We start from the raw sequence: 19,327 nt of genomic DNA, 5'->3' as shown, positions 1-19,327 counted from the left end.
GACAGCCCAAGGCAGACCCCGTGTCGAATTCCACGCCCGCTACAATCGAAGACGTCGCCCGGATCGCCGAGGTTTCCATCGCGACGGTTTCGCGGGCAATCCATATGCCCGAAAAGGTGGCCAATTCCACGCGCCTGAAGGTCAACCAGGCGATCGCCATCACCGGTTATACGACCAATGCCATGGCGCGCAGCCTGCGGCTCGGCCGTTCCAATATGATCCTGGTCGTGGCGCCCGATATCGGCGACCCCAATTTTTCCAATATCCTGATCGGCCTGGAAAACGAGGCCCGCGCCCATGGCTACGGCATTCTCATCGGCCATACGCAGAACGATGCGCAGCGCGGCCTGGAATATCTGAAATTTTTTAGCTCCAACCAGGCGGCTGGGCTGATCCTTTTCACGGGCATCCTGCCCTTCGGTCATCAGACTGTAACGGCTCAATTGCCGCCGAGTGTTGGTGTATTCGAACCTGTCTTCAATGGCGGCATTCCCTATGTCGGCGTTGACGATATCGAGGGCGCCAGAAAGGCAGTCGACCTGCTTCTGGCCGAAGGACACCGCAAGATCGCCTTCATCGGCGATTCCCGCACCCGCCTCGCCTACAGCCGTCGCCGGCAAGGCTATGATGCCGGTCTCGACGCCGCCGGCGTGCCGAAAGACACGCGTATCGTACTGGAGGGCGACGGCACGATCGAGAGCGGCCGCCATGCCGTGGAACAGCTTTTCATGCGCGACACGCTGCCCAGCGCCTTCATGTGCGTCAATGACCAGACGGCGATCGGCGTCATGATCGGCCTCGATGCCCGCGGATACAACATCCCGCAGGATTTCTCTGTCACCGGTTTCGACGACGTACCGCAAGCTGTTTTCATGAGCCCGTCGCTGACGACGATCCGCCAGCCACGCACTGCAATCGGCAAACAGGCCATGGCACTGTTGCTGGAACTTCTCTCGAATGGCCGGCCCGCCGAAACGGAAATCCTGCTACGGCCGGATCTCGTAGTGCGCAATTCGGTCTCCGCACCGCCGCGCAACTGGCAGAAGCGATAAGGTCCGCTTTACCTATAGCTGAGCTTCAATGGCCGCCTTGTCGATGATCGACCAAACCTGCTCGATCCGCCCCTCCAGAAACTCATAGAAGACGTTTTCAGCAAACTGAACCTTTCTGCCATTGACCGGCAGGCCGAACAGCATCCCCTTCGGCGTGCAGTCGAAAAGCAAACGGCTGGCGACACGCGGCGGCTCGCACACCAGCATCCGGATGTCGAAGAAAAGGTCGGGGATCGCTCGGAAATCGCCTTCGAGCATGTCGCGATAGCCGGAGAGGCCAATATGTTTGCCGTTATAGCGGACGTCGGCGTGCACGAAATTGCCGAGGTTCGGCCAGTCCTGGCTGTTCAGGCAAGCGATATAGCCCCGATAAAGATCGGGAAGATTGGCGTCCGTCATGAAAGCGATCCGCGTTCGTAAACTGTCGGCCGAAAACTAGGACGCTGGGGACATCCGACAATACTGAACCAGGTGCAAAAAAGCCGGGAAGCTTTCGCTCCCCGGCCCTCATAAGAAATCAAACCAGCAATTAAACGTAGCGGTTGACGATGTTTTCGAGCAGCTCCTGCTTGCCGGACCTCGGCTGCGGGTTGACGTCCTTGCTCTCGACCCAATGGGTAATCTCGTCCAGCGAATATTCGCCGCGGAAGAGCTTCTGGCTTTCGGCCGAATCCCAGCCGGCATAGCGGTCTGCGAGCGGCTGGGAGAGGGCCTTGTCCTCGACCATCTTGGCGGCAGCCTTCAGGCCACGGGCGCAGCAATCCATGCCGCCGATATGGCCGATCAGCAGGTCTGCCGGATCGAGCGACTGACGGCGCAGCTTCGAATCGAAGTTGGTACCGCCTGTCTTGAAGCCGCCGCCTGCCAGAACGTGGTAATAGGCCAGTGCCATTTCCGGAACGTTGTTCGGGAACTGGTCGGTATCCCAACCGGACTGGTAGTCGTTGCGGTTCATGTCGATCGAGCCGAAGATGCCGAGCGCGTTTGCGAGCGCCAGTTCATGCTCGAAGGAGTGGCCGGCGAGGATTGCATGGCCCTGCTCGATGTTGAGCTTCACTTCATTTTCGAGACCGTGCTTCTTGAGGAAGCCATAGACGGTCGCAACGTCGTAGTCGTACTGGTGCTTGGTCGGCTCCTGCGGCTTCGGCTCGATGAGGATCGTGCCCTTGTAACCGATCTTGTGCTTGTACTCGACGACGAGGTTGAGGAAGCGGCCGAGCTGGTCGAGCTCGCGACCGATGTCGGTGTTGAGCAGGGTTTCATAGCCTTCGCGTCCGCCCCACAGAACGTAGTTTTCGCCGCCGAGCTTCTGCGTGGCGTCGATGCAGGTCTTCACCGTCGCGGCGGCGAAAGCAAAGACATCCGGATCCGGGTTGGTAGCAGCACCCGACATGTAGCGGCGGTTGGAGAAGAGGTTCGCCGTGCCCCAGAGCAGCTTGGTGCCGGTGGTGGCCTGCTTCTCGGCGAAGTAATCGACGATCTCGTTCAGGTTTTTCGTGTTTTCGGCAAAGTTCTTGCCTTCCGGGCGCACGTCAGCGTCGTGGAAGCAATAGTAGGGCGCGCCGAGCAGCGAGAAGAATTCGAAAGCGACGTCAGCCTTGAGTTTGGCAGCCTTCATCGTGTCTTCGAACCACGGACGCAGGAAGGTCTGGCCGCCGAAGGGATCGCCGCCCGGCCAGGTGAATGTGTGCCAGTACGCGACTGCGAAGCGCAGATGGTCTTCCATGCGCTTGCCGAGAACGATTTCGTCCGGCTGATAGTGACGGAACGCCAACGGATTGGTGCTGTCGGGGCCTTCGTACTTCACTTTCTGGATATCGCCGAAAAATCCGGTGCTCATTTGGGTTCTCCTTGGGTTCAGCTCTTATGGATGGATCAGTGCGCCAGCGACTTGATCGCCGGATAGGTCGCGCGGTAGCGCTTGTAGGCATCTTCATAGGCGCCGCTGAGGGCGGCGACCGGCTCGATCGTGCCGGCAGTCACCGGCGGCGTGCAAACGGCAACCGGATCGGCGCCTGTCGCTGCAATCAGGCCAAGGCGGGCAGCGCCGAAGGCCGCGCCGAAATCGCCGTCTGCTGGCAGGTCAACGGGAACGCCGAGCGCGGTCGCGATCGAAGCCAACCAATAGCGAGAACGCGAGCCACCGCCGATCGCCGTGACGCGGGAAATATCCGTGCCGGCCGAACGCAGCGCTTCGAGATTGTCGCGGATCGCGAAGGATACGCCTTCGAGTACCGCCTGCGTCAGCACCACACGGCTGCTTTCATGCTCGAGGCCGATGAAGGCACCCCGGATGACCGCATCATTATGCGGCGTACGCTCGCCCGATAGGTAAGGCAGGAAGGTCACACCTGTCGGTGCCTTCAGGCTGTCGCCGAGTTCGCCGGTGAGATCGGCCGCCGACTTGCCTGTAACCGAGGAATGCCAGTTGAGAGCATCGGTAGCCGACAGGATGACGCCCATCTGATGCCAGGTGTTCGGCAATGCATGGCAGAAGGCATGAACCGCGCTTTCCGGCTTCGGCAGGTAAGCGGCATTGGCGGCAAAGAGAACACCAGACGTGCCGAGCGAAACGAAGGCGGCGCCATCGCTGACCGTACCCATGCCGCAGGCCGAAGCCGCATTGTCGCCAGCACCGCCGGCAACGATGACATCGCCGGAAATGCCCCAAGCCGAGACGAGCTCGGCGCGCAGCTTGCCGCCCTGCTCCGTGCCTTCGACTAGCGTCGGCATCTGCTTCTCATCGAGATGGGTAGCCGCCAGCAGTTCGGACGACCAGGCGCGCTTGCCGGTGTCGAGCCAGGAGGTGCCGGCCGAGTCGGACATTTCCGAGATATGTTCGCCCGTCAGCCAGAGGCGCAGATAATCTTTCGGCAGCAGAACCTTGGCGACCTTGGCGAAGATCTCAGGCTCATTCTTGGCAACCCAGGCAAGCTTCGGCGCGGTGAAGCCGGGGAAAACGATATTGCCGGTCAGCTTGCGGAAACGCGGATCGGCATCGAGCGCGGCTGCCTCGATATAGGAACGCGTATCGTTCCAGAGGATGCAAGGGCGCAGCACCTTGTCCGAGGCGTCAAGCAGCGTCGCACCGTGCATCTGGCCGGAAAGCCCGATGCCCTTTACCGCGGCGAGTTCCTTCGGATGTTTGGCCTTGAGGCCGGCGACGGCCTCTTCCGTGGCGCGCACCCAATGGGCCGGTTCCTGTTCGGACCAGCCGGAATGCGGACGCGAGACATCGAGCGAACCGTTGGCCGAACCGATGATCTTCTGATCGCCGTCGATCAGCATCGCCTTGACGCCCGAAGTTCCGAGATCGAGACCCAGATACATGTGGTATTTCTCCCTTTGCCGTTAAGGCAGATTGTCTTTCAGGAATATATCGAGGCGAATGCGCTCCTGCGCGTCGATGACCGCGAGGCCATCTGCCTTTGCCTTGAGAACACGGATCGCGCTGCGTACTTCATGGCCGGCATCCTGATTGAGGATTGCGTCGATAGTGCCGTCGAGAAGGGCAACGCGCGTATGCACCGTCAATTCATGGGCGATCACTGTCAGCGCCCTGTCGACAGCCTTTTCCTTGAGCGCCCGGATCAGACCACGATTACCGGCGCCGAGACTGTAAATGCCGACGATGCCGTCGTTCTTCCCAAGCGCATCCGCAATCAGCATATGGGCAGTTTCAGGGTCATCCCGGCCTTCGAGCACCGGCAGCAGATGCAGCGCCGGAAACTCCTGCGCCGTGACAGATGCGAAACCCTCCAGGCGCTCACGATGGTCGCGCACCAGCATGGAGCCTGCAAGAACAGCGATCTCGCCTTTGGCACCGCCGAGAAAACGGCCGAGCAGGCGAGCAGCGGTGCGCCCCGCTGCGATATTGTCGACGCCGGCATAATGGTGACGCAGAGATCCCGTCAGATCGGAAACGAGGGTAACGACCGGAATGCCGTCATGGACCAGCCGGTCCACAGCCGTGCGCACATCGGGCGCGTCGGTGGCTACGAGCGCGACCCCTGAGGGCTTTTCGGCAGCGACTGTTTCCAGCTCACGAACCAGCGCCTGTGGATCAAAGGCCGGCACCTCGACGATGCGAATGTCCGTACGCTCGGCGGACGAGCGCGCGATCGCTGCGCGGATTTCGGCATTCAAGCCGTGCATGAAGGAATTGTCGCTGGCGGGCAGGATGAAGGTCAGCGGATAGACGCGGCCCTTGGCAAGGTTTGCCGCCGCCAGGTCGCGCACATAGCCGAGATCCCGGATGGCGGTCTCCACCTTCTCCCGTGTCACATGGCGTACGCCCGGCCGTCGGTTCAGAACCCGGTCCACAGTCGCGAGACTGACACCTGCCGCAGCGGCGATATCGTGAACGGTTGGCCTCATCGCTCCTCCTGGACGAGACCATTAGCGCCAATTTTGATGTACGTAAATCAAAAAATGCGTGGGCTGAAAAGCACCCCATTCAAGGGAAGCGAAACTACCCATGCAGAAAAACAGAAAGGCCCTCCGAAGAGGGCCTTTCTTGCAACGACGGCCGGAGGTCAGTGGCCGCCACCGCCTCCCCCGCCTTGCGGCGCGGGTTTCTTGATCATGAAGACGCCAAGGACCATCGCCAGGAAAAGCACCGTCAGCATCAGGAAAATGTCGCCGAACGAAAGGATCATCGCCTGTTTGGTGGCCAAGCCGACCATCTGCTTGACTGCAACATCGGCACCATCAAGACCCCAATTGTTGAAGTTTTGGGTCATGTTGTTCATCTGGTCGATCGCAGCCGTATTGCCCCAGTRCACGTTTTCGCGCAGACGCTCGTAGTGCACGTCCTGGCGGCTGGTCAGCACGGTGTTGATGACGGCAAGGCCGACGGCGCCGCCGAGGTTACGCGTCAGGTTGAAGAGGCCGGATGCGCCGCGGATACGCGCTGGCGGCAGGGTGCCGAGCGCGATATTGTTGATCGGCACCATGCACATCATCAGGCCGAAGCCGCGCAGGATCTGCGGGATGAAGAGCTCGTAGAAGTCCCAGTCCTGCGTCAGATGCGTCATGATATAGGTGCCGGCTGCAAAGCTCACGAAGCCGATCGCCATCATGAAACGTAGGTCGAGCTTCGTCGACAGCCGGCCGGCGATCGGCGCGGTGAAGAACATCGCAAGGCCCGACACGAACATTGTCTCGCCTATCATCTGCGAATCGTAGCCGCGGATGCGGCCGAGATAGACCGGATAGATATAGGTGAGCCCGTAAAGGCCGATGCCCATGACGAAAGAGAACACCGAGCCGAAGGAGAAGTTTCGGTTGGAGAAGGCCGTCAGATCGACGACCGGGAATTCCACCGTGAAGGCCCGGTAGAAAAAGACGACACAGGCGACGGCAGAGGCAACGGCGCCGATGACGATGTAGCTGTCGTTGAACCAGTCGTTCGAATTGCCTTCTTCCAGCACATATTCCAGTGCGCCAAGGAAAACACCCATCGACAGCAGGCCATACCAGTCGAACTTCTTGAAGAGCGACAGTTCCGGCTTGTCGAAATCGATGAAGTTCCAGGTGACGATCGTGACGATGATACCGGGCACGATATTGACCAGGAACAGCCAGTGCCAGGAGAAGGCATGGCTAAGATAACCGCCGACCGTCGGGCCGATGGTCGGCGCCAGCGTGGCGATGAGGCCGATGATCGGCGAGACGATCGCACGCTTCGACGGCGGGAAGATCGTGAAGGCGGCCGCGAAGACCGAGGGGATCATGCCGCCACCGATGAAGCCCTGGATGACACGGTAGACGATCATCTGGTCGATGTTCGTTGCAGTTGCGGCCAGGGCGCTCGCCATGGTGAAACCGGCGGCCGAAATCGCGAAGAGATACCGCGTCGAGATGATGCGCGCGAGCGTGCCCGACAGCGGGATCATGATGACTTCCGCGATCAGATAGGCCGTCTGCACCCAGCCGATTTCGTCCGAACCGGCCGAAAGTCCTGCCTGGATTTCGGCGAGCGAAGCGGAGACGATCTGGATGTCGAGGATCGACATGAACATGCCGAGCACCATCGCGAAGAAAGCGATGAGCCTTCTCGGATCCATGCGATCCGCGGCATGCGCAGGCATTGCCGGGATCGAACCTGCCGTTGCTGTCGCGCTCCCGGCCATAGGATTACCTCCGCCCCGAGAGCTTACTTCACCGGCGCCGTACGGGTATCAACATCGACGACGACGCTGAGACCTGCGCGCAGGCGGCCGCTATCAAGCGCATCCTGCGGCAAGGCGATGCGAACCGGCACGCGCTGGATGATCTTGGTGAAATTGCCAGTCGCATTTTCCGGGGGAAGCATCGAGAAGACCGAGCCGGAGGCCGGCGAGATCGATTCGACGGTGCCGACGACAGGATAGTCGCTATAGGCATCGACATGGACATTGACCTTCGAGCCGGGAACGAGATGCTGGATCTGCGTTTCCTTGAAGTTGGCATCGATGTAGAGCTGGCGTGTCGGCACGAGCGCCATCAGCCGCTGGCCAGGCGAAACGAGATCGCCTTCCTGAACCGACCGATTGCCGACGACGCCGTCATAGGGCGCCTTCAGCACGGTGAAGGAGAGATCGCGGGCAGCCTTGTCGCGCTGGATTTCCATCGTACGCACGGAGCCTTCGGCTTCCTTGCGCTGTGCCTCGAGGATGGTGATGTTGGCCTGGGCGAAAACGATGTTGGCATCGCCGCCGGCAAGATTGGCCTTGGCCTGATCGAGCGCCGTATTGGCGTCGTCAAGGTCTGCCGTGGTGCCGACCGACTTCGCCTGCAGGTCGCTCTGGCGCTTCTGCTTGATTTCCGCGCCGCGCACGGTGGCTTCGAGGGCGGTCTTCTGGGCTTGGGCCTGAACGAGGCTCGCCTTCGCGCCTTCGATCTGCGCATCGATACGGCTGAGTGAAAGCTGCTCGGTTACGATCTGGGCATTCGCCTGGTCGAGGGCGTTCTGGTAGTCGCCGTTATCAAGGGTAGCGAGAACGTCGCCTGCCTTGACTTCCTGGTTGGCGAAAACATTCACCTTCGCGACGTAACCGGTAACCTTCGGCGAGATCGTCGCGATATCACCCTCGATATAGGCGTCGTCGGTCGACACCAGAAAGCGGCCATTCGTCCACCAGTCGTAGCCGTACCAGCCAGCGCCGGCGAGAGCAGCGAGCACCACAACAGGCAACACGAAGCTGCGGCGCTTCTTCGGAGCAGCCGGTGCGACAGCAGGCGCCGTCTGCGCAGGAGCCGTCTGCGGTGCCTCTGCCTTCGGGGCTTCGGCGGGGGCTACGGTTTCCGCTTTCACCTCTTCGGCGCCGGCATTTTCGCTGACGATGCGCGCAACGTTGCTCTTCTGGTTGGTCGACATAAACAGACTACCGATCTGGAGTAAAATAATCGAACTGAACGGTTCGGTTCAGTTGACTTAAAGGGTTTTTGACTTCATATCAAGATGCATAGAACCAATCGGTTCGATTTCTTTGAATGAAACCGCGAATTCGCCAAGACGGTTAAGGAGACATGACACTGAAGCCCGAGGATACCGCCGTATTCAGCCCACCCAATCCGGGAGGTCGCTTTGCTGCGGGTGAAGATCCGGCCAAGCGCCAGCAGATCCTTGACGGTGCCCGGAGCGTGTTCATGAAGATGGGCTTCGACGCGGCCAGTATGAACGATGTGACTCGCGAGGCCGGCGTTTCCAAGGGAACGCTCTATGTCTACTTCGCCAACAAGGAAGAACTCTTCCACGCCATGGTCGAGACCGAGCGCGCCGCCTTCGTGGCAGCCGTGCGCATGGTCCTTGCAGAGCATGACGATGTCGAGGCCGGCCTGTACGAATTCGGGATAACCTTCGTCACGCATATGACCGAAGACAAGGTCATCGACGCCATGCGCACCGTGCTCGGCGTGCGTGAGCGCATGCCCCTTCTCTGTCAGCGATTCTTCAAGGGTCCGCAGAACCTGCGCACCATCATGCACGACTTCCTGGAGCGGCACGTGCAGGCCGGTACCCTGAAGATCGACGATATCGATCTCGCCGCCGGGCAGTTCCTCGATCTTGCGAGCGGCAGCTTCTTCAAGCTGCGCCTGTTCGGCAATATGGACGGACCGCCGCCGCGCAACGAGATCGAACGCGTCATTCGCGGCGCGATCCACGTCTTCATGGCCGCCTATGGCGTTCGCAAACACGAGTCTACCTGACCACATCTCCCGCCCCGACTGGTTTTCCGCCGGATTTGCGCAATAGCGATCAAATCCGGCCGCCGCATTTCCTCTAGGAATGAGACGGCAACCAGGGGAGAAGAGATGAGCGCCATCGGACGGGCGATATGGTTCATCGAGAGCCATTTCGAAACCGATATAAGCCTCGACGAGATCGCAGAAGCTGCCGGACTGTCGCGCTATCATCTCTCGCGCGTCTTTGGGCTGGTGACCGGCCATTCGATCAGCGGCTATATCCGCGCACGGCGCCTGAGTGGGGCCGCGCTATCTCTCATCTCAGGCTCATCCAGCATTCTCGAGGTTGCCCTCGGCGCGGGCTACGGCTCGCACGAGGCTTTCACCCGTGCCTTCCGCGACCAATTCGGCATGACGCCGGAAGCGGTGCGGCGACAAGGGCACATTCGCAACCTTGCTTTGATGGAGCCTATCAGGATGAAAACCGCAAGCCTTAACGATCTCGAACCGCCGCGTTTCGAAACCCTTCAGCCGATGCTTTTTGCCGGGCTGCAGGAAACCTATGACTATGGTGGCAACGCTGCGATCCCCTCTCTCTGGCAGAAGTTCAACCAGCATTTCGGCCATATCCCGAACCAGAAGGGAAATGTCGCCTACGGCGTCTGCACCCATATCGACGGCGAGGCCGAGAAATTCCGTTACATGGCCGCCGCCGAAATAGCCGACGCCGACGACCTGCCGGAGGGCTTTGTGACATTGAAGCTGCCGCTCCAGCGCTACGCCGTCTTCTCCCATCGCGGCCACGTCTCCGGTATTCCCGCGACGATGGACCTGATTTTCGGCAACTGGTGGCCGACTTCGGGCCTCGAACATGGCAGCACGCCCGACATGTTCGAACGCTACGATGACCGCTTCGATCCCTATACGGGAATGGGGCTGACGGAAATCTGGCTGCCGATCAAGGAATAAAAGCCCGATCGTTTTCGTATACCCCCTTGCGGCGCTTGCCCGGCAGGGCCGCGACGATACATTGTCCGCGTCCGTATGTGACGCAAGGGGGAAATACGCCGATGCAGGATATCATGACGCTCATTCAGGACCCGGCTGCCTGGGTGGCGCTTGTCACGCTCGTGGTGATGGAAGTGGTTCTCGGGATCGACAACCTCATCTTCATCTCCATCCTCACCAACAAGCTGCCGCCTGAGCATCGGGAAAGGGCCCGTAAGACCGGTATCGCTCTTGCGCTCATCATGCGTCTTGCCCTGCTTGGCACCATTGCCTGGATCGTCCAGCTCACCGAGCCGCTCTTCGAGCTTTTCGGCCATGGCTTCTCCTGGAAGGATCTCATTCTCATCGCCGGCGGTCTCTTCCTCGTCTGGAAGGCCACCAAGGAAATCCACCACAATGTCGATCCGGAGGATCAGCAGGAGAATTTCATCGCAGGCGCGACAGGCACGAGCTTCGCTTCGGCGATTGGCCAGATCCTGCTTCTGGACCTCGTCTTCTCGGTGGACAGCATCATTACCGCCGTCGGCATGACCCCGCACCTGCCGATCATGGTGGTCGCCGTCGTCGCGGCCGTAACGGTCATGCTGGTTGCCGCAACGCCGCTCGCCAATTTCATCGAGCGCAACCCAACGATCGTCATGCTGGCACTCGCCTTCCTGCTGATGATCGGCACGACGCTGATCGCCGATGGCATGGGCTTCCATGTGCCGAAGGGCTACGTCTACGCCGCCATGGCCTTCTCGGCCCTCGTCGAGGTGCTGAATATGTTCGCAAGGAACGCACGCCGGCGAAAGCGCGAAGGCGGCCACTAAGACCGCTATCTATCTCAGACCCAACTATTATCCCCGCCTTACCGGGTAAGGCGGGGTTCTTCCGAGAGCCGGAGGTTTGATGAAACCCTGCTTCATGTCGTCGCCGGGCTTCACCTCAAAGAACAGATGCCCGAAGCGGCCGCCCGGAGACGCCGGAACACGCCCGCCAAAAGCGGTTTTTCTTGACGCGCCCTTTTGAATATGGCCTAAGCGCAACCATCAGGATAATCGGTGGATTGTGTGGGCAGACGCCCTTCTCCAGCCGGTTTCCGAAAGATATCTGCATTTTCCAGGCCGGACGTCGCTTTCATTGAAAAGCCGCTCGGCATTCATTGACGGGCACATAAAAATGACAGCTTCCGGCGTCCGCGTCCGCATCGCTCCCTCGCCGACCGGCGAGCCGCATGTCGGCACCGCTTACATCGCTCTCTTCAACTATCTCTTTGCCAAGAAGCACGGCGGCGAGTTCATTCTGCGCATCGAGGATACCGATGCGACGCGCTCGACCCCGGAATTCGAGACCAAAGTGCTGGATGCGCTGAGATGGTGTGGACTGGAATGGAAGGAAGGCCCCGATATCGGCGGCCCCTACGGCCCCTATCGCCAGTCCGATCGCAAGGATATGTACCAGCCCTTTGCCCAGGAATTACTGGACAAGGGCCATGCCTTCCGCTGTTTCTGCACGCCCGAGCGGCTGGAGCAGATGCGCGAAGGCCAGCGCGCCGCCGGCAAGCCGCCGAAATATGACGGCCTCTGCCTGACGTTGAAGGCCGAAGAAGTCACTTCGCGTATGGCCGACGGCGAAACCACCGTCATCCGCATGAAGATCCCGACCGAAGGCTCGTGCGACTTTACCGACGGCGTTTATGGCGACGTGTCGATCCCCTGGGATTCCGTCGACATGCAGGTGCTGATCAAGGCCGATGGCATGCCGACCTATCATATGGCAAACGTCATCGACGACCATCTGATGAAGATCACCCATGTCGCACGCGGCGAGGAATGGCTGGCCTCCGTGCCGAAGCACATTCTGCTGTACCGCTATTTCGGCTGGGACCAGCCGGTCTTCATGCATCTGTCGCTGATGCGCAATGCCGACAAGTCGAAGCTGTCGAAGCGCAAGAACCCGACCTCGATCTCCTATTATTCGGCGCTCGGCTATATCCCCGAAGCGCTGATGAACTTCCTCGGCCTGTTCTTCATCCAGATCTCCGAAGGCGAAGAGTTGCTGACGATGGATGAGCTGTCGGAAAAGTTCGACCCGGAAAACCTGTCCAAGGCCGGTGCGATCTTCGACATCCAGAAGCTCGACTGGCTGAACGGCCGCTGGATCCGCGAGAAGCTGTCGGAAGAAGACTTCCGCGATCGCGTACTGACATGGGCGATGGAAAACGATCGCCTGATGGCTGGCTTGCGCCTGTCGCAGACGCGCATTTCCAAGCTCGGCGAACTGCCCGATCTCGCGGGCTTCCTGCTGAAGTCCGATCTCGGCCTGCAGCCCTCCGACTTCGCCAAGATCAAATCGCCGCCGGAAGAGATCCTTGAGATCCTCAACACCGTCCAGCCGGATCTCGAAAAGATCCTGGAATGGAACGTCGAGACGATCGAGGCCGAACTGCGCGCCATCGCCGACCGCATGGGCAAGAAGCTGAAGGTCATCGTCGCGCCGCTCTTCGTCGCCGTCTCCGGCTCGTCGCGCTCGCTGCCGCTTTTCGATTCCATGGCGATCCTCGGCCGCTCGGTCGTGCGCCAGCGCCTGAAGCTTGCCTCGCAGGCAGTCGCCGCCCTCGTCGGCTCGAAGTAAGAACAGTCAGAGGATTTCGACAATGGCTGACAACAAGACCGAAAACACCCTATCTTCCGACGCAACGGAAGTACGCGCCCAGAAGCTGAAGCTGCTGCGCGAGCAGATCGGCGACGTCTATCCGGCGCATTTCCACCGCACGCTGACCAATGCCGAACTGGCTGCGAAATACGAAGGCCTGGAACCTGATGTCGAGACACAGGATGTCGTGACCGTCGCCGGCCGCGTCTACTCGTCGCGCAACTCCGGCATGTTCATGGATATCCATGACGCCGGCGGCAAGATCCAGATTTTCAGTCACAAGGACACGACCCCGGAAGAAGCCCGTGCGCTCCTGCCGATGATCGATATCGGCGATATCATCGGCGTCACCGGCGTCGTGCGTCGCACCAAGCGCGGTGAACTGACGATCAACGCCCAGAAGATCGAGATGCTCACCAAGTCGCTGCTGCCGATGCCCGAAAAGTGGCACGGCCTCTCCGACATCGAGCTACGCTATCGCAAGCGCCACCTCGACATCATGACCAACGAGGAATCGAAGCTGCGCTTCCAGCAGCGCTCGAAGATCCTCTCCGGCATCCGTCGCTTCATGGAAGATGACGGCTTCATGGAAGTCGAAACGCCGATGCTGCATTCGGTCTACGGTGGTGCCACCGCCGAGCCGTTCAAGACGCATCACAACACGCTGAAGCTCGACATGTACCTGCGCATCGCGCCGGAACTGTTTCTGAAGCGCACGCTGGTTTCGGGCCTCACCGACAAGGTCTTCGAGATCAACCGCAACTTCCGCAACGAAGGCGTCTCCACCCGGCACAATCCGGAATTCACCATGATGGAGTGCTACTGGGCTTATGCCGACTACGAGGACATCATGGACCTCGTCGAGCGGCTGTTCGAGAGCTTGGCGCTCTCCATCCACGGCACGACGGAATTCCCCTTCGGCGACAAGACCATGTCCTTCAAGGGTCCGTTCAAGCGCGTTCCGATGCCGGACGCCGTCAAGGAAGTCACCGGTATCGACTTCCTCGCAATGAAGACCGACGAGGAAGCCCGCACGGCTGCCAAGGCTGCCGGCTTCGAAGTCGAGAAGGACTGGACCTGGGGCGAGTGCCTCGCCTTCATCTTCGAAGAGAAGGTCGAGCAGACCCTGATCCAGCCCTCACACGTGACGCATTTCCCGAAGGACATCTCACCCTTCGCCAAGGAAGTGCCGGGCGAGCCGCGCCTCGTCGAACGTTTCGAGACCTATTGCAACGCCTGGGAACTCGGCAATGCCTTCTCCGAACTCAACGATCCGGAAGAGCAGCGCCGCCGCATGGTCGAACAGCTCGAGCAGGCCCATGCCCGCGGCGAGAAGGAAAAGCAGCTGGATGAGGAATTCCTCGATGCGATCGACCAGGGCATGCCACCCGCGGGCGGTCTCGGCATCGGCGTCGACCGCCTGATCATGCTGCTGACCAACGCACCGTCGATCCGCGACGTCATTCTCTTCCCGGCCCGCCGTAACAAGGCCGACTGAGAGACGCATTCGTTAAAAAACGGAGCGCCCGAAAGGACGCTCCATTTTCTTTTGAGACTTTTCCCTCAGATCATGTAGCCGCCAGCGACTTCAATCGTCTGCGCATTGATCCACGCGCCATCGTCGGAGGCGAGCACGGCTATGACCCGGCCAACGTCGTCGGCTTCCCCGATACGGCCAAGTGCCGTCTGCGAGGCGAGCAATGCGGCAAATTCCGGATTCTTGTCCAGCGCAGCATCAGCGAGATTGGTACGGATAGGGCCGGGCGAGATGGCGTTGGCGCGGATTCTGCGGTCGCCGAACTCCTTCGCCTGGTAGCGGGTCAGCGTCTCAAGTCCGGACTTGAGGGCTGCATAAGGCGCAACACCGGCCGTTGCGACGCGAACGGAAGCACTCGTCACGTTCAGGATCACGCCGCCATCCGCCATCAGCGGCAAGAGCGCCTGTGTCAGGAAGAACGGTCCCTTCAGATGGACGTTCATGAGAGCGTCGAACTGCTCCGTCGTCACCGTCTCCATCAGGTTGAACATGCCGAACCCGGCATTGTTGACAAGGCAGTCGAAATCGCTGCGACCCCAATAAGTGGAAAGCAGCCTTTTGACCTCTTCCGTGAAGACCTGGAAGCTGTCGGCATCGCCGACATCGAGGGCAAGCGCCACGGCTTGGCCGCCTGCCTCCCTGATCTCGGCAACGACCTCGTCTGCACCGGGCTTGTGGCTGTTGTAGGTGAGGATGACGCCCATGCCGCGCCTTGCGCATTCCTGCGCCGCCGACCGGCCAATGCCGCGGCTGCCACCGGTGATGATTGCGATTTTCATCTCTGTCTCCTTTGCTTCGACGGCCGAAAGCTATGGTAAACGGCCGATCGGCTCTCCGCCGGAAACTGCCTCGTTCTTGCCTATTCCTGCTTTTGCCTTGTGCGCGTTCACTTCCTGGTTCAGGATTTGGTCATGCACACAATACTCGACGAGATGCGCCGCTTGACGGCCCATGCCGAAAACCGCCCGACGGAAACCGGCATACCTGGTATCCTGATGGTCAAGGGAGAGATACCCCAACACAAGCTCGGCGCCGTCTATGAGCCGATGGTCAACCTGATCCTCGATGGCAGCAAGACGCTGACAATCGCCGGGCGCGACTATTATTATGATCCAGCCAGCTATTTCGTGATCTCGGTCGACATACCGGCGACCGGCGTAGTGCGGCAGACGGCCCCCGACCGGCCCTATATCGGCGTCAGCTTGTCGCTCGATCCGGCACGGGTCGCAGCCCTTCTCATGGATCTTTCACCGCAATCCTATCTAGACGGACAGAGCGGCTATTCCGTCTGCCGCATGACGCCGGAACTCCTGAATGCATGGCTGCGAATGCTGCAGCTCATGGAGCGCCCGCAGGATATCCCGGCGCTTGCCCCTGCCTATGAGCGTGAGATCCTCTACCGTGTGCTGCAGGGACCGCAGGGCTGGATGCTGCGCGATATTGCGGCGCCTGACAGCGCGCTGTCGCGGATAAGGCTCGCCATCCGCTGGGTTCGCGAACATTACGCCGAAGCGGTCGAGGTCGAAAAACTCGCCACCCTCGCCTCCATGAGCGTCTCGGCCTTTCATCGCCATTTCAAGGCCGTGACGGCGATGAGCCCGATCCAATTCCAGAAGCGCATCCGTCTGCTGCAGGCCCGCCAGCTTCTGATTGCTCAATCTGGAAATGCTTCCTCGGTCGCCTATACCGTAGGCTACGAAAGCGCTTCGCAATTCACCCGGGAGTATGCGCGTTTCTTCGGCCAGCCGCCGGGACGCGATGTATCCTTGATAAGGGAAAGCATCAGGCCGGCGGCCTGACCGTTTCGGGCCTAGTGCCCGCTTTTGGCAGGCGCTTCCTCTGCAGGAGCAGCTTCTGAGGGAGTAGCAGCATCCTTGGCAGCCTGCTCTTCAGCGGACGGTTCCTTGGCCTCCTGTGCTGCAGCCTTGCTCTCTTTCTTGGTCGAGGCAACCGCAACCGGATCGATGCAATCGGCGGGATCCTTGAGACTCGCGTTCAGTGCTGCGATCTGGTCGTCCGGCAGGTCGATGCGCTCGCCATAGAAGAGGCCCTGCTCGCTTGCCTCGCCGTCGTAATAACGGGCCGAATAGGGCTTGTCATCAAGCCCATCGACCATCTTGTCTGGATGCGCGATATAGACGACGTCGGCGCCGATCGCCCGGCCGCGAATATCCGAGCGCAGGGTGGGACCATTCTCGTCGAGGACGACGACCTGCACGAGGTCGGGCTTCTGGGCTTCATAGACGGCCTGGGCGACTCGCAACGCCGTCTTGATGCGCGTCATGCCGTCAACAGGTTCGGTCTTGATATATTTGCGGACCCAGACGTGATCCTGCTTCTTGATCGTCACTAGATTGACGTCGGTGCAGGCTACGCCATCGGCCGATTCCTCGTCACCGAGCAGCCTGTCTTTACCGACATAGATCGCAGCACCGCCGGAAACGCCCGCTAACAGGGCGCTGCCACCGATGATCAAAGCCAATTTCCGGGAAGGCCGGAATATGCGCAGTAAGGCCTTCACGCCAACTGCTCCGCCATCTGAAAACTCCAACGCAATACAAGTGACTGTGAAGCTAGGGAAATGACGTTTCCGAATCTTTAAGTGGACCGTCCGACTTTGTCTCGAATTGGCTAAATACCAAAAAAGGTCCAGCCGTCCCTGCGCTTGCCAGATCGCTCAAGCGCATGTTCTAAAAAGCCATGGCCTTCACGCTTCGCCAGATTCAATATTTCGTCGCCGTTGCCGAACAGGGCTCGGTCACGCGCGCCGCGCAGAACCTGTCGATCTCCCAATCCTCGATAACAGAGGCGCTGAAGGAACTCGAAAACGATCTCGGCGTCGTGCTGTTCGAACGCCACCCGCGGGGGCTCTCAATTACCCATAGTGGCCACCAGTTTCTGCGGCATGCCACGAAAATCCTGTCAACGGTCTCCGATGCCCGCACCAGCTTTTCCGGCCAGCAGAACATTCCCTCCGGCACACTCAACATCGGCGTCACCTCGCTTGTCGCAGGCTACGTTCTCTCCGATCTGCTGGCCCGCTACCGCCGAGCATGCCCCCACGTCGAGGTCAGCGCCATTGAGGACAATGGCGGTTACCTCGAACATCTGCTCGTCGGCGGCGAGCTGGATGTCGCTGTTATGGTCATTTCAAATCTGCGTGATCGCATGGCCCTCCAGGCCGAAATCCTGGAAACCTCACCCTATCGCCTCTGGCTGCCGATGGGTCATCCGCTGGTTTCGGCCGATATCATTTCCATTGCCGATATCGCCCGCGAGCCTCTGATCATGCTGACAGTGGATGAAATCGAGGAGAATACCGGCAAGCTGCTGACCGCGCTCGGCGCCCGCCCGCAGGTCGCCTTCCGCACCCGATCGGTGGAAGCCGTGCGCAGCTTGGTCGCGACCGGCGCCGGCGTGGCACTGCTGCCGGATCTCGTCTACCGCCCCTGGTCGCTGGAAGGCGACCGCATCGAGAGCCGCGATGTCTCCGGGTCCCTGCCCGTCGTGCAGGTCGGCATGGTCTGGCGCAAGGGCTCCAGTCTGCCGCAGGCGGCACGCGATTTCGTCGCCATCGCGGAGAACATGCGGTCGGGAAGATCTCGCTAGATATCGGAATTTCCGATATCGCCTTTCTGATAAATGAATTTGCGAAACCGGCCGTTCCGCGTCACCTTTTCCTCCGGGAACAAAACGCCGCAAAGCGGCACCAAAACCGGGAGACAGACGATGAAGCATCTTCTGAAATCGTGCACTGCTGCGCTTGCGAGCTTGAGCTTCGTGACACAGGTTGTCGCTGCCGAACCGCTGAAGGAATTGGGCAAGGGGGAAGGCGCCGTCAGCATCGTCGCCTGGGCCGGCTATATCGAGCGCGGCGAAACCGACAAGAATTACGACTGGGTCACCGACTTCGAGAAGGAAACCGGCTGCAAGGTTTCCGTAAAGACCGCCGCGACCTCTGATGAAATGGTGGCGCTGATGAACGAAGGCGGCTTCGACCTCGTCACGGCCTCGGGGGACGCATCACTGCGCCTCGTCGCGGGCAAACGCGTCCAGCCGATCAACACCGACCTCATCCCGAGCTTCAAGACTGTCGACGAGCGCCTGCAGAATGCACCCTGGAATACGGTGAACGGCGTCCATTACGGCGTGCCCTACCTCTGGGGTCCGAATGTGCTGATGTACAACGCTGACGCCTTCAAGGATAAGGCGCCGACGAGTTGGAATATCGTCTTCGAGGAGCAGAACCTGCCGGACGGCAAGTCCAACAAGGGTCGCGTTCAGGCCTATGACGGCCCGATCTACATCGCCGATGCGGCCCTGTATCTGATGGCACACAAGCCCGATCTCGGCATCAAGGATCCCTACGAACTCAACGAAGACCAGTACAAGGCTGCCCTCGACCTGCTGCGCGGCCAGCGCAAGATCGTCTCGCGCTATTGGCACGATGCGATGATCCAGATCGACGACTTCAAGAATGAAGGTGTCGTTGCCTCCGGCTCCTGGCCGTTCCAGGTCAACCTGCTGCAGGCAGACAAGCAGAAGATCGCCTCGACCTTCCCCGAGGAAGGCGTAACCGGTTGGGCCGATACCACCATGCTGCACGCCGACAGTGAACATCCGAACTGCGCCTATATGTGGATGGAACATTCCCTGAAGGCCAAGGTCCAGGGTGATGCCGCCGCCTGGTTCGGCGCCGTGCCGTCGGTTCCGGCGGCCTGCAAGGGCAACGAACTGCTGACCGACGCCGGCTGCAACACCAACGGCTATGATCACTTCGACAAGATCAAATTCTGGAAGACGCCGGTCGCCAAATGCGCAAGCGAGAGCGAATGCGTGCCCTATCACCGCTGGGTATCCGACTATATCGGCGTGATTGGCGGTCGGTAACGGCCAACCATTCCATGTCGTTCTCCTCCTCTTC

17 protein-coding genes are annotated in these 19,327 nt (G+C 60.2%); 9 read left to right on the top strand and 8 right to left on the bottom strand.

Features of this window, described 5'->3' with window-relative positions; translation table 11 throughout:
• Positions 1 to 20: 20 nt before the first annotated feature.
• Positions 21 to 1,052, top strand: a complete 1,032-nt coding sequence (locus AC1D35_RS30930) for a LacI family DNA-binding transcriptional regulator (protein WP_113295984.1) — start codon at positions 21 to 23, stop codon at positions 1,050 to 1,052.
• Positions 1,053 to 1,064: 12 nt separating this feature from the next.
• Here AC1D35_RS30930 and AC1D35_RS30925 read toward each other — a convergent pair whose 3' ends face one another.
• The 6 genes from AC1D35_RS30925 to AC1D35_RS30900 form a co-directional block, all read right to left on the bottom strand.
• On the bottom strand, positions 1,065 to 1,451 hold the full coding sequence (locus tag AC1D35_RS30925; protein WP_113295983.1) for an ester cyclase: 387 nt from the start codon (positions 1,449 to 1,451) through the stop codon (positions 1,065 to 1,067).
• A gap of 130 nt (positions 1,452 to 1,581) precedes the next feature.
• Positions 1,582 to 2,892: a xylose isomerase gene (gene xylA, locus AC1D35_RS30920; RefSeq protein WP_113310366.1), complete on the bottom strand. Its 1,311-nt coding sequence runs from the start codon at positions 2,890 to 2,892 to the stop codon at positions 1,582 to 1,584.
• A 35-nt stretch (positions 2,893 to 2,927) separates the two neighbouring features.
• A complete protein-coding gene (xylB, locus tag AC1D35_RS30915) occupies positions 2,928 to 4,382 on the bottom strand; it encodes a xylulokinase (protein WP_113295981.1) in 1,455 nt (484 codons plus the stop codon).
• Between the two features lie 21 nt (positions 4,383 to 4,403).
• On the bottom strand, positions 4,404 to 5,429 hold the full coding sequence (locus tag AC1D35_RS30910) for a LacI family DNA-binding transcriptional regulator (protein WP_113310367.1): 1,026 nt from the start codon (positions 5,427 to 5,429) through the stop codon (positions 4,404 to 4,406).
• Between the two features lie 158 nt (positions 5,430 to 5,587).
• Positions 5,588 to 7,186: a DHA2 family efflux MFS transporter permease subunit gene (locus AC1D35_RS30905; protein ID WP_477941680.1), complete on the bottom strand. Its 1,599-nt coding sequence runs from the start codon at positions 7,184 to 7,186 to the stop codon at positions 5,588 to 5,590.
• Between the two features lie 23 nt (positions 7,187 to 7,209).
• Positions 7,210 to 8,412 carry an HlyD family secretion protein gene (locus AC1D35_RS30900; RefSeq protein ID WP_113310368.1) on the bottom strand — a complete coding sequence of 401 codons (1,203 nt, stop codon included), beginning with the start codon at positions 8,410 to 8,412 and terminating at the stop codon, positions 7,210 to 7,212.
• A gap of 152 nt (positions 8,413 to 8,564) precedes the next feature.
• Here AC1D35_RS30900 and AC1D35_RS30895 point away from each other — a divergent pair, with 152 nt between their 5' ends.
• The 5 genes from AC1D35_RS30895 to lysS all read left to right on the top strand — a co-directional run bounded on the left by AC1D35_RS30895 (position 8,565) and on the right by lysS (position 14,364).
• Positions 8,565 to 9,245: a TetR/AcrR family transcriptional regulator gene (locus AC1D35_RS30895; protein WP_113295977.1), complete on the top strand. Its 681-nt coding sequence runs from the start codon at positions 8,565 to 8,567 to the stop codon at positions 9,243 to 9,245.
• A 105-nt stretch (positions 9,246 to 9,350) separates the two neighbouring features.
• Positions 9,351 to 10,190 carry an AraC family transcriptional regulator gene (locus AC1D35_RS30890; RefSeq protein ID WP_113310369.1) on the top strand — a complete coding sequence of 280 codons (840 nt, stop codon included), beginning with the start codon at positions 9,351 to 9,353 and terminating at the stop codon, positions 10,188 to 10,190.
• A 101-nt stretch (positions 10,191 to 10,291) separates the two neighbouring features.
• Positions 10,292 to 11,041, top strand: a complete 750-nt coding sequence (locus AC1D35_RS30885; protein ID WP_113310370.1) for a TerC family protein — start codon at positions 10,292 to 10,294, stop codon at positions 11,039 to 11,041.
• 349 nt (positions 11,042 to 11,390) lie between these two features.
• Entirely contained in the window at positions 11,391 to 12,845 is a 1,455-nt protein-coding gene (gene gltX / locus AC1D35_RS30880) for a glutamate--tRNA ligase (RefSeq protein WP_113296121.1), read from the top strand.
• 22 nt (positions 12,846 to 12,867) lie between these two features.
• A complete protein-coding gene (lysS, locus tag AC1D35_RS30875; RefSeq protein WP_113310371.1) occupies positions 12,868 to 14,364 on the top strand; it encodes a lysine--tRNA ligase in 1,497 nt (498 codons plus the stop codon).
• Positions 14,365 to 14,429: 65 nt separating this feature from the next.
• Here the strand turns inward: lysS and AC1D35_RS30870 are convergent, their stop codons facing one another.
• A complete protein-coding gene (locus tag AC1D35_RS30870) occupies positions 14,430 to 15,182 on the bottom strand; it encodes an SDR family oxidoreductase (RefSeq protein ID WP_113310372.1) in 753 nt (250 codons plus the stop codon).
• 132 nt (positions 15,183 to 15,314) lie between these two features.
• Between AC1D35_RS30870 and AC1D35_RS30865 the strand changes: the two genes are divergently transcribed.
• Positions 15,315 to 16,202 (top strand): AraC family transcriptional regulator, encoded by an 888-nt coding sequence (locus tag AC1D35_RS30865; protein WP_113310411.1) that lies wholly within the window; start codon positions 15,315 to 15,317, stop codon positions 16,200 to 16,202.
• Positions 16,203 to 16,213: 11 nt separating this feature from the next.
• Here AC1D35_RS30865 and AC1D35_RS30860 read toward each other — a convergent pair whose 3' ends face one another.
• Positions 16,214 to 16,924: a hypothetical protein gene (locus AC1D35_RS30860; RefSeq protein ID WP_113310373.1), complete on the bottom strand. Its 711-nt coding sequence runs from the start codon at positions 16,922 to 16,924 to the stop codon at positions 16,214 to 16,216.
• Positions 16,925 to 17,103: 179 nt separating this feature from the next.
• Between AC1D35_RS30860 and AC1D35_RS30855 the strand changes: the two genes are divergently transcribed.
• Both AC1D35_RS30855 and AC1D35_RS30850 read left to right on the top strand, forming a co-directional pair.
• Positions 17,104 to 18,012, top strand: a complete 909-nt coding sequence (locus AC1D35_RS30855; RefSeq protein WP_113310374.1) for a LysR family transcriptional regulator — start codon at positions 17,104 to 17,106, stop codon at positions 18,010 to 18,012.
• A gap of 120 nt (positions 18,013 to 18,132) precedes the next feature.
• Positions 18,133 to 19,293: an ABC transporter substrate-binding protein gene (locus AC1D35_RS30850; RefSeq protein WP_113310375.1), complete on the top strand. Its 1,161-nt coding sequence runs from the start codon at positions 18,133 to 18,135 to the stop codon at positions 19,291 to 19,293.
• Positions 19,294 to 19,327 lie beyond the last annotated feature (34 nt).

It is taken from the genome of Rhizobium sp. P1_E6, assembly GCF_056405875.1.
The sequence above is the reverse complement of the archived record's forward strand: the minus strand, read 5'-3'. Positions and strand labels throughout refer to the sequence as shown.